Below are 15608 nucleotides of genomic sequence, written 5' to 3'. Positions count from 1 at the left end.
CATGGCTAAAGAGCAACAACCCGTCGGTAATGGCGCTGAATTGTTCATCCGCGCGCTGGAAAACGAGGGCGTTAAGTACATTTTCGCCGTGCCAGGTGAGGAAAACCTGGCCTTTCTGGATGCCCTCAGGAACTCCAGCATCGAACTGGTGCTCAATCGCCATGAACAGGCCGCAGGCTTTATGGCGGCCACCTACGGGCGGCTTACCGGGCAGGTGGGCGTTTGCCTGTCCACACTTGGCCCAGGCGCCACGAACCTGGTGACCGCCGCTGCTTATGCCCAATTGGGTGGCATGCCAATGATGATGATCTCCGGGCAGAAGCCGATCAAATCGTCGAAACAGGGCCTGTTCCAGATTCTGGACGTGGTGGACCTGATGCGCCCTCTAACCAAATACACCCGGCAAATCAGCAATGCCAATACCATTCCCGCGAAAGTCCGGGAGGCCTTCCGTCTTGCCTCTGAAGAGCGCCCAGGGGCCGTTCATCTCGAGTTACCCGAGGACATCGCAGCGGAGCAACCGGCCCGCGACACCCACATCTTCCAGCCCAGTGACGCCCGCCGGCCCTCGGCCAGCGGGAAGAGCCTGGAAATGGCCTGCGACATGCTGCGCGAGGCAAGACACCCATTGATCATGATCGGTGCCGGCGCCAACCGCAAACGGGTATCCCAGGCCTTGCTGCACCTGGTGAACGTAACCGGCATTCCCTTCTTCACCACCCAGATGGGCAAGGGCGTGGTCGACGAACGCCACCCCGGATACCTGGGCAACGCAGCGTTGTCTGCCGGTGACTTTGTGCACTGCGCCATAGACCGGGCTGACCTGGTGATCAACGTGGGCCACGATGTGGTAGAAAAGCCGCCATTTTTTATGACCCCCGGCGGCAAAAAAGTCATCCACGTGAATTTCAGTGCTGCGGATGTCGACCCAGTGTACTTTCCCCAGCATGAAGTGGTCGGCGATATTGCAAACAGCGTCGAGTATCTGGCCGAGCACTGTGGCCAGTGTGCGAACCATGACTTCGCCGGTCTGATGGAGGTCAAAAAGGCTGTGGATGCGCATTTGCAGGAACGGGCGGAAGATGGCCGGTTCCCAGTGATTCCCCAGCGGATTGTCCACGATGTGCGCCAGGTGATGCCCGACGACGGCATCATTGCCCTGGATAATGGCATGTACAAGCTCTGGTTTGCCCGAAACTATCCGGCCTACGACAACAACACCGTGCTGTTGGACAACGCCCTGGCATCCATGGGAGCAGGCCTGCCCAGCGGGATGATGGCGGCCATGCTGTACCCGCATCTGAAGGTGATGGCCATCTGCGGTGACGGCGGCTTCATGATGAACAGCCAGGAGCTGGAGACTGCAGTCCGCCTAAAACTTAACCTGGTGGTGCTGATCATTAATGACAGCGCCTATGGCATGATCAAGTGGAAGCAGGGCCAGGAAGGCTATGCCGATTATGGCCTGGATTACCGCAACCCGGATTTTGTCACCTATGCCCAGTCCTACGGCGCCAAAGGGCACCGCGTAACCCGGACAGAGGACCTTCACCCTACCTTGGAAAGCGCCCTGGCCGAGGGCGGTGTCCACCTGGTGGATGTGCCAGTGGATTACAGTGAGAACCGGAGGGTGTTTGATGAGGAACTGGCGGAACTGACCTGTCGGCTGTGACGCGTGTATGATGCGAGAAAGTATTGTATGCAAGGTGCTGATGAATGATTCGTCTTGGTGTTCATGGATTTTTGATGGCGCTCGTTGTGCTGGCGATAACCGGCTGCAGCAAGCCTGAAACGCCCCAGGAAGTGGCAGCGGCTTTTTGGCAGGCCATGGCCGACAACGACGCAGGTGACGTGGTGAGATTCTCCACACTGGACGACCCCCGTGACGTTGACGGCTACCAGCGAAGCTGGGCCAACGCCGTTCCTTCCTTTGGCCGGGTTGTTATTGATGAGCGTGAAGCAACGATCGTTACCCGCCTACCGGCGGAAGAACGCTCCGGCGGAGAACGTCTGGAACTGACCACCTATCTGGTGCGGGAGCAGGCCCAGTGGCTGGTGGACTATCAGCGCACAGGGGAGGCCATACTGAACCCGTCCCCGTTCAGTAACATCATGGGTGAGTTGAGCCGGCTGGGGCAGAGGCTCAGTGCGACCTTTTCCTCTTCAAGCAGCGAGCTTGAAGACAAAATGGAGCAGTTGGCCAGAGACCTGGAAACCTACTCTGACGAGATGAGCCGAAGGGCTGAGAGCGCAATGGAGGATTTTGCCCGGCGATTGCAGGAATCCATGCGCGCCCTTGAGCGTTCGCTTGACGAGGCACTCAAGGATGATCAACCTGAATCCGCCGACGACCAGGCTATCATGGAGCAGACCGCACGGGACCTTGGGCGGCAGGCAGATGAATTGAGCGAGCCCACCCTCGAGGCCCTGGCCAATGCCAGCCGCACCGTTGCGGAAACCGCTGAGCGCTTCAGCCGGCTCAGCCGGGAAACGCTCAACCGGTATCAGGAAGAGCTGAACGAAAAACTTGCCGAAATGCGGGCCGACGCCGAAGCCTTCATCGAAGACATTCGGCCTTAACTGGCTTGCTCGGCCCCTCTCAGCATTGCCTCCATCAGTTCCTCGGCATCAAACTTGGTGAGCGCCTCGTTGGCGCCCACCTGGTTGGCATAGCTCAGGCTCATCTCGCTGTTCAGGGACGTGTGCAGAATAATGTAGGGTTGTTTCAGGGCGTTATTGTCGCGAACATTGAACGTCAGTTCGTAGCCGTCCAGCCCTGGCATCTCGATATCGCTGACCAGGATGTCGATCGGTGTACCCCGTTCGTGCTGGCTGAGCAGCACCTGCAGGGCATCGTCACCGTTGGTGGTCACATGGTAGGTAATGTCTTTGCTGTCCAGCACATCGCTGAGCTGCTTGCGGGCCACCTGTGAATCATCCACCAGCAGAATGTTCAGGGACCGCAGGGTTTCACTCTGAACATCTGACAGCACCACCTCGCCGGCGTCCAGAGACTCCGGGTACACCTTCGCCAGCAGCAGCTCCACATCCAGCAGCTGAATGATGTCGCCTTCCACATCCAGCAGGCCCGTGATGAAGGCATTGGTGCCCAGCGCCTTGGGTGGCGGCATCACACTCTTCCAGTCGGTTTCGATAATCTGCTGAACGCTGCGCACCAGAAAGCCGATCTCCTGGCGCTGAATGTCGGTCACGATGATGGAGCCCTTGGCCTGCTCTTCTTTTGTCAGCGCCGGATAACCAACCGCAGCCGACATATCAATAACAGGAACCGCTGAACCCCGGAACGTAGCAGTGCCAATAACCGCGTGATGACTATGGGGCAACTTGGTCAGCCGTTGAAAGGGCAGGATTTCCCGAATCTTGAGCGTACCCAGACCAAAAAGGCGCGATCCGAAAAGGCGGAACAGTAAGAGTTTCTGGGACTGCTTCGCTTTGCTGGACATACAAAAGGATCCTTGCAAACACAAAAGCCCCTACGGTGAGGAGCTGTTCTGTAGAAGTTGGAATTCATCTGTAGCAATAGTAGCAGCTTTGCTGTGATGCAGGGTTTCACTGGTTTGTATCAATTGGTGACAGGGCTTTTCCCTACCACTCAAAACCGCAGTTGCGTTGACACTTTGTGGACACTTTCAGGCGTTGAATCATAGCAGTAGATTTGGCGAGAAATGCCAACCTCAGCGTCGCTGAATTCTAGAACGCCAATGGCTCACCAATGCACTTTTCAAAAATTTCTGCGAGGGGAGCGTAGTTACAAACCACGGCCGCTTCGTTCGCTTTAATCCACCTCTCTGGATCAATTCCGTTCCAAGAAATGTCGAACCCAGCGTTCACGATGAGGTGTTCGAAGAAGATCCTTTGTGCCCGTCCGTTACCCTCTCTGAATGGATGAATCATATTGATGTCACCGTAGTACTCTGCGGCCTTTACGACCAACTGATCCCGGGGTAGCGAAGTGAGGTATTCCTCTTTCTTGAGGCAGTCGAAGATCTTATCCGATTCTTTCTCAATTCGTCGGACAGTGCAGAAACGCGTATCGGCTTTCGAGATATCAACCGTTCGTAATTCACCGGCCCAGGAATAGATCTCCTGGAAAAGCACCCGATGAATCGATCTGAGGTAATCTAAATCATAAGGGGGAGGGCTGAACTCGATGGTATCGGCATTGACGTTCGAGATCTCGCGCTCTGCTTCGTGTAGCAGTTCGCCGTCCCTTATGTCGAAGAGGTTGATTAAAACATCTGAGTTTTTATAGCAGTAGCTGTCGTTACCGACGCCATACTTATCAAGCACACTTCATAGCCAGCTTTTTGTATTTCCGGATCAATGTTTTCTTGTTCGACGCTTTGGGGCCTTCCTTCACGCAGAAGCCTTCAAGGCGCATGCTGGCATGATAATTGGCCATCCTGGTTTTTCTGACGTGTGCCGCTTTCTGCTCGTCTGACGGCATTTTAGCTTCTGCGTTTCGAGCCATCGTGACATAACCCTATATTGGCCGCTAAATTTGATCGGTTGCAGCAAGATTATACGTGCTCTAGAGCCTTAACCGGTCACCTCAGTATATCAGTTCTTCAAATCCTTACCATTAAGGCTAGATCAGTAAATCGACCGACTGATCCTATGTTGTGTTGCTACCTAACAACCGCATTGGGTAATCTTCACATAACCATTTTCAAAGGAGTGAATGATGTCTTGGTTAAAGATCTTCTCTGCAGTCCTTGCCGCGAACCTCGCCACAGCCGTTATCGGCTTCCCAGGCAGAACGAATCGAACCGGATTAGCCGGCATCGCAGAAAGGGCAATGTAGTAAAAGTCTCACCCCGGATTAAGACAAAACGACTAAACGTTACAACGTGTAACGTTACATTGGCAGTGAGCTGATTGGTCAGGAAGACCGGGGCTCACCGACGGCAGGGATGCCAGGGATTCTACACCGTTTCCAAGGGAGGCTCATGCGTATCTTCCGTGGACTAAATGTGGACACTAAAGGGGAATAGCTTAGCAGAGGCATAAAAAAAGCCCCTAAAATCAGGGGCTTTTCTCTTGGAAGTTGGTGGAGACGGCGGGAATTGAACCCGCGTCCGCCAGCACTAGGCCTTGAGATCTACATGTTTAGTGTCCTTCTATTAATTTAACCTCTTGCGACCCGAAGGCCAGGGTGCGAGAGGCGAGCTCTTTAAATCTTAGCCTTTAGCCAGTGAGCTCTGGATAAAGGAGCATCCCGTAAGCGATGACGTCCTGAGATGTTGCTTCCGGGCTACGGGCGACCCGGTCAGGACGACTAGCAGCTTACGCTGCTAGTGCGTAGTTTTCGTCGTTTGCGACTATTGCGTTGCAGCTTTGGATTAACGAGATTGGCTGCCATCTCGACATGCACCCAAGGGTTCGCCACCAGCGTCGAAGCCATGTCGTCCCCTTATGATCAGTATATGTGTCCGGTTTGCCGGACTTCAAGGCTTGTTTGTCACTATTTGTACTTATCCTGTTCACGAGGCCTGTGCAATGTGCAGGCCATGGGCGTGAGACATGGCCGCGTCGTACAGGTGCTGGAAGCTGTCCCGGAAGTAGTTCATCACTGCTTGCGGGTCGGCCTGGATGCCCTTGTCGACGGTGATGCCGAACTGTACGGTGTCGGCGTAACTGAATATGCTCATGCCAATGCCGATGTTGCCGCTCTGGGGCACCCAGAACATGGGTTGCACCAGTTTGCTGCCAGCCAGGTAAACCGGATGCCTCGGGCCGGGCACGTTGGTCAGTACTGCAGAGGCCTTATTACTGAGCAGGTCCAGGGCCCGGCGCTCAAGAATATCCGGGCCCCGGCCAAACAGGTCCAACAGACTGTAGGTTACCTGGGCCTGGTAGGACTGTTTGAGCCTATTCATGTTTTCCTGCACCTGGCGGAAGCACATCAACGGGTCATGTACTTCCACGGGTAGGCATACCAGAACCAGGCCAAACTGATTGCCCAATGACTCAATGGGTTGGTCCAGGGGCCGAAGGTTGAACGGCACCGCAACGCGAATACCGCAATCGGGTATGGTTTGCTTGTGTTCGGTAAAGTGCCGGCTCAGGGCGCCGGTGGCGGCGCACAGCAATACGTCGTTGACCGTTCCACCCAGGGTCCTGGCGCAGTGTTTGACATCATCCAGGGCCAGGGGCTCCGCCCAGGCCACTTTCTTGCGGCCTACCAGTTGGCTCTTCAGGCTGGTTTTTGGCTCAAAAGGGGCCAGCCCGAGTTTCGCCAGGTCCATGGCGATGCCACCGGCGGTCCGCGCCAGTTTCAGGGGGTAATTGGGCTCTTGCCGAACGGAATCCAGGAACAGTTGCGCCTGTTGCCAGCCGGCCTGGCTGCTGTCCACCAGGCGGTGCAAAAAGCGGGTGGCAGCGTTGCCCTGGGGTTTGGGAATGGCGACTTTCTTGGCGATGCGTTCCAGTTTGGGTTCTGGTGTCCGGTCGGTGAGCGATAGCAGAACCCGAACCAGTGAAATGCCATCGGCAATGCAGTGGTGAATGCGGATCAGCAGGGCACAGCCGCCGTTGAAGTTATCGATGTAGTGGATTTGCCAGAGTGGCCAGCGAAAGTCGAGCGCCGTGCTGTTGAAGTCGCTGGCCAGTTCCTGCAGCTCTTTCTTACTGGCTTGTCCTGGCAGTGCAATGCGGTGCAGGTGGTTGTCGAGATCAAAGTTGGGATCGTCTTCCCAGTAGCATTTGTCCCCCTTCTCAACCACCCGTTGGCGAAAGCGCCTGAATCTCAGAAATCGTTCTTCGAGTGTGCGTTTTAGCCGTTTGATCGGAATCGGTTGCTCGAACATCAGCACCGCGGAGATCATCATGGGGTTCTCCGGGGTGTCCATACGCAGCCAGGATCGGTCGACTGACGTCATTGCCGTCCGTTCAGATGACATAAGCTCTCCCTTTGCTGTTTGCCAACTAACAGGGGCTCCAGGTACTGCCTGTGGGGTCGGAGCAGGTGTGAACACCTGAGTATAGGAGGGATTCCGAGGCCGGGAAAGAGGCGGTAAAAGCGACAGTGCGAGCGAGGCTCAGGTATTGGCCTCGCGCATGATTCTCTGTTTCTGGCGGTTCCAGTCACGCTCTTTTTCGGTGGCACGCTTGTCAAACAGCTTCTTGCCTTTCACCAGGGCAATTTCGCATTTCACTTTATTGCCTTTCCAGTACAGGGCGAGCGGTATGCAGGTATGCCCGGCCTGATTGACCTGGCCGATGATCTTGGCAATTTCCTTCGCGTGCAGCAGCAGTTTGCGGGTACGGGTCGGATCGGCGATCACATGGGTGGAGGCGGTGTTGAGCGGCGTGATATGAGCGCCCAACAGCCAGGCTTCACCATTTTTCAGAAGTACGTAGGCGTCTACCAGCTGAGCCTTGCCGGCCCGCAGCGATTTCACTTCCCAGCCCAGCAGGGCAAGGCCGGCCTCAAAGCGTTCTTCAATATGATATTCGTGCTTTGCCTTCTTGTTCAGGGCAATGGTGTTGCTGGTTGGTCCGTTTGCTTTCTTCTTGCTCATGAATCCTGTCCGGGATCGGAAGAATGTGTGTGCCGGCCGGGTGACTGTTGGCCGGTAAATCGGGCATTGTAGCCCAGGACTGCCAGACGGGTCACGATTTCACCGCCGGGCTTGTAGATCCAGTCGTTCCGGGATGCCGCCTTCGGCTACAATGGGGCGCATTTGACTGTCAGGGATCGCCATGGCGAGCAAGTATCACACGTCCATCGGGTCATTTACCCGAAAATCCACGTTTTTCTGGGCCTCGGTGGGCGCAACCGTGGGCCTGGCCAATCTGTGGCAGTTTCCATACCTTGCCAGTATTCACGGTGGCGGGTTGTTCATTTTCCTGTATCTCGCCTGCCTGCTGCTGGTAACCCTGCCCCTGATGGTGACCGAGGCGGTGCTTGGGCGGCACTCACGCCATGGCATCGTGCTGGCGATGGACGGCATGGTGAAAGACGCAGGCTGTTCGCCGCTGTGGCGCCTGGCCGGCCCCTTGAGTGTGCTTGCCGCGTTCCTGGTGTTGTCATTCACGGCGGTGTTCGGTGGCATCGTGCTGGCCTATGTCTTCTTTGGGGCAGCAGACAGTTTCAGGGCAGCGACGCCCGAGGCGGCGACCGGTATCCTGACGGACCTGGTGTCCAGGCCGGGTGGGCACCGTGAGTTTATGGCCTGGCATGCGTTCTTCCTGGTTCTCGTGGTCTGGGTATCGGCCCAGGGCGTTGTGAAGGGGTTGGAGCGATCGCTGCGATTTCTGGTGCCCGCAGCGTTGCTGCTGATGCTGGGGTTATTTGCCTTGTCGGCCAGTCATGGGCGGCTGGATTCGGGTATTGAACACATCCTGGCGTTGCGGCCGGACGACGTTGGTTTCAATAGCGTCAAGGCGGCCTTTTTTCACGCTTTCTATACCCTTGGCCTTGGGATGGGGGTGTGGGCGATCTTCGGCGCTTATAGCACGTCACATACCCGGTTGAAGCGGTCATTGCTGGCGGTGGTGTTGATGGACACTCTGGTGGCCATCCTGGCGGGGCTGATGATGTTCTCGGTGGCGCTGGATGGTGCCAGTCTTGATGGTGAGCGTGGCTTCGGGTTGTTGTTTGTCTCCCTGCCGGTCACGCTGGCCCAGTTGCCCCACAGTCAGTTGATCATTGCGGCGGTGTTCCTGCTGGTGCTCATGATCGTGTGGGCGACCGCCATATCGCTGTTGGAGCCTGTGGTGGGCTGGTTCCGTGAGTGGACTGGCGCACCCAGGGGGTGGTCTGCGGTTATTGCCGGTGTTGCCGTGTGGGCTGCCGGCCTGGGTTCGCTATTCTCCTTCAATCTCTGGGCGGACTACCGGTTTGCCGGTGCCACCCTTTTCCGATGGCTGGAGCTGACGACGGGCGGCATACTGATTCCGCTGGTGGCCCTGCTGATTGCCACCTTTGCCGGTTGGTGCCTGACCCGGCGCTATGCCGCAAGGATTCTTGGCAGCACCCCGGTGGCTATTCGCAAGATCTGGTATTGGGTCATGCGCCTTGTTCTGCCGGTTCTGGTGGCCTGGATTGGCATACAATACACAGTATTCTCGTTGTCAAACCTGTGTGATAACGGCAGCGCCGCCATTTGGTGCGCACAAGATGGCGCGCCAAAAGAACCGATGCCTGCGACGGCAAACGATGACGGTGACGGTTTGCCCGTAAGCCCGCACAGTGAGGGCCCGGGGCCAGAAGGTAACGCGTCTGGTCAGGGCGCAGAAAGCCAGCCGACGGAAAACGCCCCCAACGGGGACGATATCCTTTATCATAGTGTGTAGTTGGCCTTCGCGGGCCAGTCAGGCTCTTTTGTTGCAAAAAACGCAGGAATCCCGGTTTTCATGGCGCATCAGATTGATAAGACCGCATTGGTCATGCACTCCGCAGAGCGCATGTTCCATCTGGTCAATGATATTGCACGGTATCCCGAGTTTCTGCCCTGGTGCGCCGGGGCAGAGGTGCACGAACAGACGGATGCAGAGATCATGGCGTCACTGGAGATTGCCAAGGGCGGTGTGCGCCATCGCCTGACCACACGTAATCAGCTGTTGATGCCCGAGGCGATCGAGATGAGCCTGGTGGATGGTCCGCTGAAAAATCTGCGGGGGCGGTGGCATTTCAAGGCGCTCAACGAGCAGGCCTGCAAGGTGATCCTGACCCTGGAGTTTGAGTTTTCGGGTTCCCTGTCCCGAATGACCTTTGGTCCGGTATTCAATCAGGCGGCCAACACCATGGTGGATGCGTTTTGCCGCCGGGCAGACCAGATTTATCGGGGAGGGGTAGTTTGATGCAGGTAGAGGTAGCGTATGCCCGGCCAGACAAGCAGCAAATTGTGGCGATTGAGGTGCCTGAGGGAACCACAGCCATCGAGGCCGTGAAACTGTCTGGAATAACGGATATTTTCCCGGAAATTGACGCGAACGCAACGGATATGGGCGTGTTTGGCAAAGTCATTAAAGACCCCGCGGGCCATGAGCTGCGCGAGGGAGACCGGGTTGAACTATACCGGCCGCTGAAGATAGATCCCAAACAGGCCCGGCTGAACCGGGCCAAAAAGAAAGCCTGAACAATCAGTAGGCGGGAGTTTCTTCCAGCAGTCGCGCGTCGTAATGGCTGAACTCGTCACCTTCGTAATAGACGATGATGCGCTGCTCCTGGATATCCCCACCCCGGCGCTGGAAGGTGTACACATAGTACTCGCGCGAGGGGTCCACCGGGTTGAGCATCAGCGGCGACCCGAGAACCGCATGAACCTGACTGCGGGCCATGCCTTGAGAGAGGCTCTTGAGGTCGTCTTCGGTCACGATGTTCCCCTGTTGCACATTGATTTTGTAAACGCCAGGGAATGCGCAACCGGACAAGGATAAAATGCTAATAAGAACGATAGCGGTGAGCTTTTGCATCGCCGGGGGAAATCCTCTATCTTGAAATCGCCTGCATCAAGCAGGTGTGAAACGGGTAGTCCGTTGAACGGCGGCTTCATCATACCGGAAGCCGTGAGGCACACCAAAGAGTGAATAGTAACATGTCATCTGAAAACGCCGAATTACGAAAGGTCGGTTTGAAGGTTACTCTCCCGAGAGTCAAAATCTTCAATATTCTGGAGAACGCCGAAGAGCACCATCTGAGTGCTGAGGATGTTTACAAGAAGCTGCTGGATCAGGGAGATGACGTGGGGCTGGCAACCGTCTACCGGGTGCTGACTCAGTTCGAGGCCGCGGGCCTGGTGTTGCGCCATAACTTTGAGGGTGGCCACGCCGTCTTCGAAATGGCGGGCGATGATCACCATGACCACATGGTATGCACGCAAACCGGAGAAGTGATCGAGTTTGTGGATGAGATCATCGAAGAGCGCCAGCAGAAGATCGCCAGGGAGCACGGCTATGAGATTGTTGATCACAGCCTGATCCTCTACGTTAAGCCTTTGGGCTCTTCCAAGAAATAAGTCAAAAAAAAGGGGCCAGCAAGCGCCGGCCCCAACAGCTCTCCGAATCGAGAGGGGGATTCAGTGATGGGTCGCCTGACCCTTAACGAACATCTCCCTGGCGTGGGCAATGGTGTGCTCTGTCATGTCTACGCCGCCCAGCATTCTTGCCACTTCGCTGATTCTTCCCTGGTCATCCAGCGTTTCAATGCGTGAATACGTTGCGTCCTGTTCGGTGAATTTGCTGACGAACAGGTGCTGGTGGCACTGAGCTGCCACCTGGGGCAAATGAGTGACACACAGTACCTGACCGTTGCTGCCCAGAGACCGGAGCAAACGCCCAACTACCTCGGCTGTGCCGCCACCAATACCCACGTCCACTTCGTCAAACACGAGGGTGGGGGTAGTGGAGGTCTGGGCGACCACTACCTGAATGGCGAGGCTGATCCGAGACAGTTCGCCCCCGGAGGCAACCTTGGCCAGTGGGCGTGCGGGTTGCCCCGGGTTGGCGCTGACCAGGAACTCGACATCTTCCATACCGTGGGGGGCTGGTTCGTCATTGCTGTTGCGGCCCAGTTTGGTAACAAACTGTACGGCCGGCATGCTCAGCTGTGCAAGCTCCTGAGCAATTCGCTGATCCAGTTCCGCCGCTGCCTGCTCCCGCTTGGCCGTTAATTGCCCGGCCAGTTCATCAAACCGTTTGCGCAGGGATTGCTGCTCTGCCTCAAGCTGCTCGAGGCTGCCTTTGCCGCCATCCAGTTCTGCCAGTTCGTTCGACAGGCGTTGGTGCAGTTCCGGCAATTCCTCCGGTGTGATGCGGTGCTTTCGAGCCATCTGATAAATGGCGCTCAGGCGTTCCTCGACCTCGGTCAGCCGTGCGGGGTCTGCTTCGTAGTCTTCAACAAAATGCCGAAGGTTGTCCCCGGCTTCTGAAATCTGGATCTGTGCTTCGGTCAACATCTGGATGGTGTCAGCCAGTGCCGGCACATCCACTGGGAGTTGCTCCAGTTGCTGAAGTGCCTGACGCACCAGGTCGGCGGCACTGGTTTCGTCCTCAGTGCACAGCAGGGCAGCCTGATGGCTGCTATGCAGTACCGCGTCGGCCTGGCTCAGCTGCGCTTGTTCCTGTTCAAGCGCTTCCTGTTCGCCATCGCCCAGGGCGAGCCGGTCCAGCTCCTCCACCTGGTACCGGAGCAGTTGCAGTTTTGCCTCCGCCTCGTCGGCGTTCTGGCGCCGCTGTTCCAGTTTCTGGCTGGTTCTATGCCAGGCTTTCCAGGCATCCCGGGTTTGCTCTGCCAGGTCTTCGGCGCCGGAGAATTCGTCCAGCAGTTTCCGATGAGTGTCTTTTTGCAGCAGTGACTGATGTTGGTGCTGGCTGTGAATGTCCATCAGCAAGCCGCCAAGGTCCTTGAGCTGGGAGAGTGGGCAGGGCTGGCCATTAATAAACGCTTTTGAACGACCATCCTTGCTGATGGTCCGGCGTAGGATGCAGTCGTCTTTGTCATCCAGTTCGTGTTCTTCCAGCCATTGCCGGGCAATCGGAATACGTGAGATGTCGAAGCTGGCGGTGATATCCGCTCGTTTTGCGCCGTGGCGCACGGCACCGGCATCTGCTCGGCCGCCCATGGCCAGGCTGAGGGCATCCAGAACAATGGATTTGCCGGCGCCGGTTTCACCGGTCAGGGCCGTCATGCCTTTGCTGAAATGCAGGTCGACCCGTTCGGCGATGGCGTAGTTGGAGACCATAAGTTGTGTGAGCATGCCGATAACCTCCGCTCAGGATTGGAGACTCTCTGAAAATTGTCTGGATACTGTTGATCTATACAGTTGCTGTGAATATATACAGGCTTTTTCCTGTTTGCAAACAATCGAATCGTGAAAATCTGAAAGAATGCATCGTTTGAGGTTGAAACCTGAGGGGTGGGCCCCATATCCGTTCGCAAAGTCGTATTTTCCTGCCTGTGCAAGGCGGGGCTCATTTAGCCGCAGGCCCTCGGGCCCAGGGAAAGTCATCAGGAGTTGTCATGAGTGCTGACGATAAGCGCAACGAACAAGTAGACGAGCTGAACGAGGCAGTAAACGCCACAGAAGAGCAGGGCGAAGCAGAAACCGCCGGTGCTGAAGAAGGTTCCGAACTGGAATTGCTGAAGGCGCAGTTGCAGGAATACCAGGACCAGGCGCTGAGGGCCCAGGCTGAGATGCAGAATGTGCGTCGTCGAGCCGAAATTGATGTGGAAAAGGCCCACAAGTTCGCTCTGGAAAAGTTTGTGAAAGAGCTTCTTCCGGTGGCGGACAGCCTTGAAAAGGCAGTGGAAAGTACTGAAGGACATGAAAATGCGGGTGAGCTGGTTGGCTCCATTCGCGAAGGCGTGGAAATGACTTTGGGCCTGTTCATGAACGGCCTCAAGAAATTCAACGTTGAACAGGTGAACCCGGTGGGTGAACCGTTCGATCCGCAACAGCACGAGGCGATGTCTATGGTGCCCGCGCCAGATGCCGAGCCGAATAGCGTGGTTGCCGTGGTGCAGAAGGGCTACCTGCTGAACGGTCGCGTGGTTCGTCCCGCCATGGTGGTTGTGGCTAAGGCCGAAGATGCACCAAAAATCGACGAGCAGGCTTGAAAAGCCGATTAAAGCGCCAATATAGCGATTAAACAGCGACAGTCAGGGCAAACCTCCCTGGGACAGCATTCAGAAAGATTTGGAGTGATTCGATGAGCAAGATTATTGGTATCGACCTGGGAACCACCAACTCCTGTGTGGCCATCATGGATGGTGACAAGGTAAAGGTTATTGAAAACGCTGAGGGTGATCGTACTACTCCCTCCATTATCGCGTACACCGACGATAACGAGACCCTGGTTGGTCAGTCCGCCAAGCGCCAGGCGGTCACCAATCCCCATAACACCCTGTACGCCATCAAGCGTCTGATCGGTCGTCGTTTTGAGGACGATGTGGTTCAGAAAGACATCAAGATGGTGCCCTACAAGATCACCAAGGCCGACAACGGCGATGCCTGGGTTGAAGTAAAGGGCCAGAAGATGGCACCGCCCCAGATCTCTGCAGAAGTTCTGAAGAAAATGAAGAAGACTGCAGAAGACTACCTGGGCGAGAAGGTAACGGAAGCAGTGATTACCGTGCCGGCTTACTTCAATGACAGCCAGCGCCAGGCCACCAAAGACGCGGGCAAGATCGCCGGTCTGGAGGTGAAGCGGATCATCAACGAGCCGACCGCGGCTGCCCTGGCTTATGGCCTGGACAAGAAGAGCGGTGACCGCACAGTTGCTGTATACGATCTGGGTGGTGGTACTTTCGACCTCTCCATTATTGAAATTGCCGATGTCGACGGCGAGCATCAGTTCGAGGTTCTGGCCACTAACGGTGACACCTTCCTGGGCGGTGAAGACTTCGACCTGAAGGTCATCGAGTACCTGGCAGACCAGTTCAAGAAAGACAGTGGCATCGACCTGCGCGGCGATTCCCTGGCCATGCAGCGCCTGAAGGAAGCCGGTGAGAAAGCGAAGATCGAGCTGTCCAGCAGCCAGCAGACAGACGTGAACCTGCCGTACATCACTGCAGACGCGTCTGGGCCCAAGCACATGAACGTGAAGCTGACCCGCGCCAAGCTGGAAAGCCTGGTGGAAGATTTGGTTCAGCGCAGCCTGGAGCCCTGTAAAGTCGCCCTGCAGGACGCCGGCATGAAGGCGTCTGAAATCGACGAAGTTATCCTGGTGGGTGGTCAGACCCGTATGCCGCTGGTGCAGGAAAAGGTAAAAGAGTTCTTCGGCAAAGAAGCCCGTAAAGACGTGAACCCGGACGAAGCCGTGGCCATGGGTGCTGCCATCCAGGCGGCTGTTCTTTCCGGTGACGTGAAAGACGTGTTGCTGCTGGACGTAACCCCGCTGACCCTGGGCATTGAAACCATGGGTGGCGTGGCGACGCCGCTGATCGACAAGAATACCACCATCCCGACCAAGAAGTCGCAGACGTTCTCGACAGCGGATGACAACCAGACTGCGGTAACCATTCACGTAGTCCAGGGTGAGCGCAAGCAGGCTGCCCAGAACAAGTCACTGGGCCGTTTCGACCTGGCTGACATTCCGCCGGCTGCTCGCGGTGTGCCGCAGATCGAAGTCACCTTCGATATCGATGCCAACGGTATCCTGAACGTGTCTGCCAAAGACAAGGCCACCGGTAAAGAACAGTCCATCGTTATCAAGGCCTCTTCCGGTCTGAACGACGACGAGATCGAGAAGATGGTTCGCGATGCCGAGGCCAACGCCGAGGAAGATCGCAAGTTCGAAGAGCTGGTTCAGGTCCGCAACCAGGGTGATGCCATGGTTCACGCCGTGCGCAAGACCCTGACCGAAGCCGGCGACAAGGTTTCTGACAGTGAAAAGGAGTCTATCGAGGCGGCCATCAAGGATCTGGAAGAAGCCCTGACCGGCTCTGACAAGGAAGCCATCGAAGCCAAGACTCAGAAACTGACTGAGGTTTCTTCCGAATTGGCCCAGAAGATGTACGCGGATCAGGCTGAGCAGGCCCAGCAGGCTGGCGGGCAGGAAGGTGCCCAGTCTCAGGCGGCTGACGATGCGGTGGACGCCGAGTTCGAAGAAGTCAAAGACGACGACAAGAAGTAAATCCT

The 15608-nt window shown here is 56.4% G+C and carries 15 protein-coding genes and 1 other RNA gene; 8 read left to right on the top strand and 8 right to left on the bottom strand.

Going from position 1 to position 15608, the window contains the following annotated elements:
* Window position 1: 1 nt before the first annotated feature.
* Together QUE75_RS16790 and QUE75_RS16785 are read left to right on the top strand one after the other, a co-directional pair.
* Window positions 2–1672 carry an acetolactate synthase large subunit gene (locus QUE75_RS16790; protein ID WP_286251892.1) on the top strand — a complete coding sequence of 557 codons (1671 nt, stop codon included), beginning with the start codon at window positions 2–4 and terminating at the stop codon, window positions 1670–1672.
* A 74-nt stretch (window positions 1673–1746) separates the two neighbouring features.
* Complete coding sequence (locus QUE75_RS16785; protein ID WP_286251891.1) at window positions 1747–2580, top strand: hypothetical protein; 834 nt, start codon at window positions 1747–1749, stop codon at window positions 2578–2580.
* On the opposite strand, the gene QUE75_RS16780 is transcribed toward QUE75_RS16785, so the two are convergent.
* The 6 genes from QUE75_RS16780 to smpB all read right to left on the bottom strand — a co-directional run bounded on the left by QUE75_RS16780 (window position 2577) and on the right by smpB (window position 7544).
* Window positions 2577–3464, bottom strand: a complete 888-nt coding sequence (locus QUE75_RS16780; protein WP_286251889.1) for a chemotaxis protein — start codon at window positions 3462–3464, stop codon at window positions 2577–2579. The genes QUE75_RS16785 and QUE75_RS16780 overlap by 4 nt on opposite strands.
* A 247-nt stretch (window positions 3465–3711) precedes the next feature.
* On the bottom strand, window positions 3712–4311 hold the full coding sequence (locus QUE75_RS16775; protein ID WP_230714774.1) for a putative adenosine monophosphate-protein transferase Fic: 600 nt from the start codon (window positions 4309–4311) through the stop codon (window positions 3712–3714).
* Window positions 4304–4423 (bottom strand): YhfG family protein, encoded by a 120-nt coding sequence (locus QUE75_RS20620; RefSeq protein WP_230714772.1) that lies wholly within the window; start codon window positions 4421–4423, stop codon window positions 4304–4306. Before QUE75_RS20620 ends, QUE75_RS16775 begins: the two co-directional genes overlap by 8 nt.
* Before the next feature lie 646 nt (window positions 4424–5069).
* Window positions 5070–5434: a transfer-messenger RNA gene (gene ssrA / locus QUE75_RS16770) on the bottom strand.
* Between the two features lie 70 nt (window positions 5435–5504).
* Window positions 5505–6923: a wax ester/triacylglycerol synthase family O-acyltransferase gene (locus tag QUE75_RS16765; protein ID WP_286251886.1), complete on the bottom strand. Its 1419-nt coding sequence runs from the start codon at window positions 6921–6923 to the stop codon at window positions 5505–5507.
* Window positions 6924–7061: 138 nt separating this feature from the next.
* A complete protein-coding gene (gene smpB, locus QUE75_RS16760) occupies window positions 7062–7544 on the bottom strand; it encodes an SsrA-binding protein SmpB (protein WP_058092531.1) in 483 nt (160 codons plus the stop codon).
* 181 nt (window positions 7545–7725) lie between these two features.
* Between smpB and QUE75_RS16755 the strand changes: the two genes are divergently transcribed.
* From QUE75_RS16755 to QUE75_RS16745, 3 genes are read left to right on the top strand one after another with little or no spacing between them, the layout of a single operon-like run.
* A complete protein-coding gene (locus QUE75_RS16755; RefSeq protein WP_286251885.1) occupies window positions 7726–9321 on the top strand; it encodes a sodium-dependent transporter in 1596 nt (531 codons plus the stop codon).
* 60 nt (window positions 9322–9381) lie between these two features.
* Window positions 9382–9828, top strand: coding sequence for a type II toxin-antitoxin system RatA family toxin (locus QUE75_RS16750; protein ID WP_061330648.1), 447 nt, complete (start codon window positions 9382–9384; stop codon window positions 9826–9828).
* A complete protein-coding gene (locus tag QUE75_RS16745) occupies window positions 9828–10106 on the top strand; it encodes an RnfH family protein (RefSeq protein WP_061330647.1) in 279 nt (92 codons plus the stop codon). The genes QUE75_RS16750 and QUE75_RS16745 overlap by 1 nt, the downstream gene beginning before the upstream one ends.
* A 4-nt stretch (window positions 10107–10110) precedes the next feature.
* Here the strand turns inward: QUE75_RS16745 and QUE75_RS16740 are convergent, their stop codons facing one another.
* Window positions 10111–10443 (bottom strand): outer membrane protein assembly factor BamE, encoded by a 333-nt coding sequence (locus tag QUE75_RS16740; RefSeq protein WP_058092535.1) that lies wholly within the window; start codon window positions 10441–10443, stop codon window positions 10111–10113.
* Between the two features lie 122 nt (window positions 10444–10565).
* Here QUE75_RS16740 and fur point away from each other — a divergent pair, with 122 nt between their 5' ends.
* On the top strand, window positions 10566–10985 hold the full coding sequence (fur, locus tag QUE75_RS16735; protein ID WP_106694153.1) for a ferric iron uptake transcriptional regulator: 420 nt from the start codon (window positions 10566–10568) through the stop codon (window positions 10983–10985).
* Window positions 10986–11045: 60 nt separating this feature from the next.
* Here the strand turns inward: fur and recN are convergent, their stop codons facing one another.
* Complete coding sequence (gene recN, locus QUE75_RS16730) at window positions 11046–12725, bottom strand: DNA repair protein RecN (protein WP_286251877.1); 1680 nt, start codon at window positions 12723–12725, stop codon at window positions 11046–11048.
* Window positions 12726–12988: 263 nt separating this feature from the next.
* Between recN and grpE the strand changes: the two genes are divergently transcribed.
* Both grpE and dnaK read left to right on the top strand, forming a co-directional pair.
* A complete protein-coding gene (grpE, locus tag QUE75_RS16725; RefSeq protein ID WP_061330645.1) occupies window positions 12989–13585 on the top strand; it encodes a nucleotide exchange factor GrpE in 597 nt (198 codons plus the stop codon).
* Between the two features lie 92 nt (window positions 13586–13677).
* Entirely contained in the window at window positions 13678–15603 is a 1926-nt protein-coding gene (dnaK, locus tag QUE75_RS16720; RefSeq protein ID WP_286251876.1) for a molecular chaperone DnaK, read from the top strand.
* The last annotated feature ends 5 nt before the right edge of the window (window positions 15604–15608 follow it).

The sequence above is a fragment of the Marinobacter shengliensis genome, assembly GCF_030297115.1.
GTDB classification, from domain to species: domain Bacteria; phylum Pseudomonadota; class Gammaproteobacteria; order Pseudomonadales; family Oleiphilaceae; genus Marinobacter; species Marinobacter shengliensis.
This window is presented reverse-complemented; position numbering and strand designations above follow the sequence as displayed.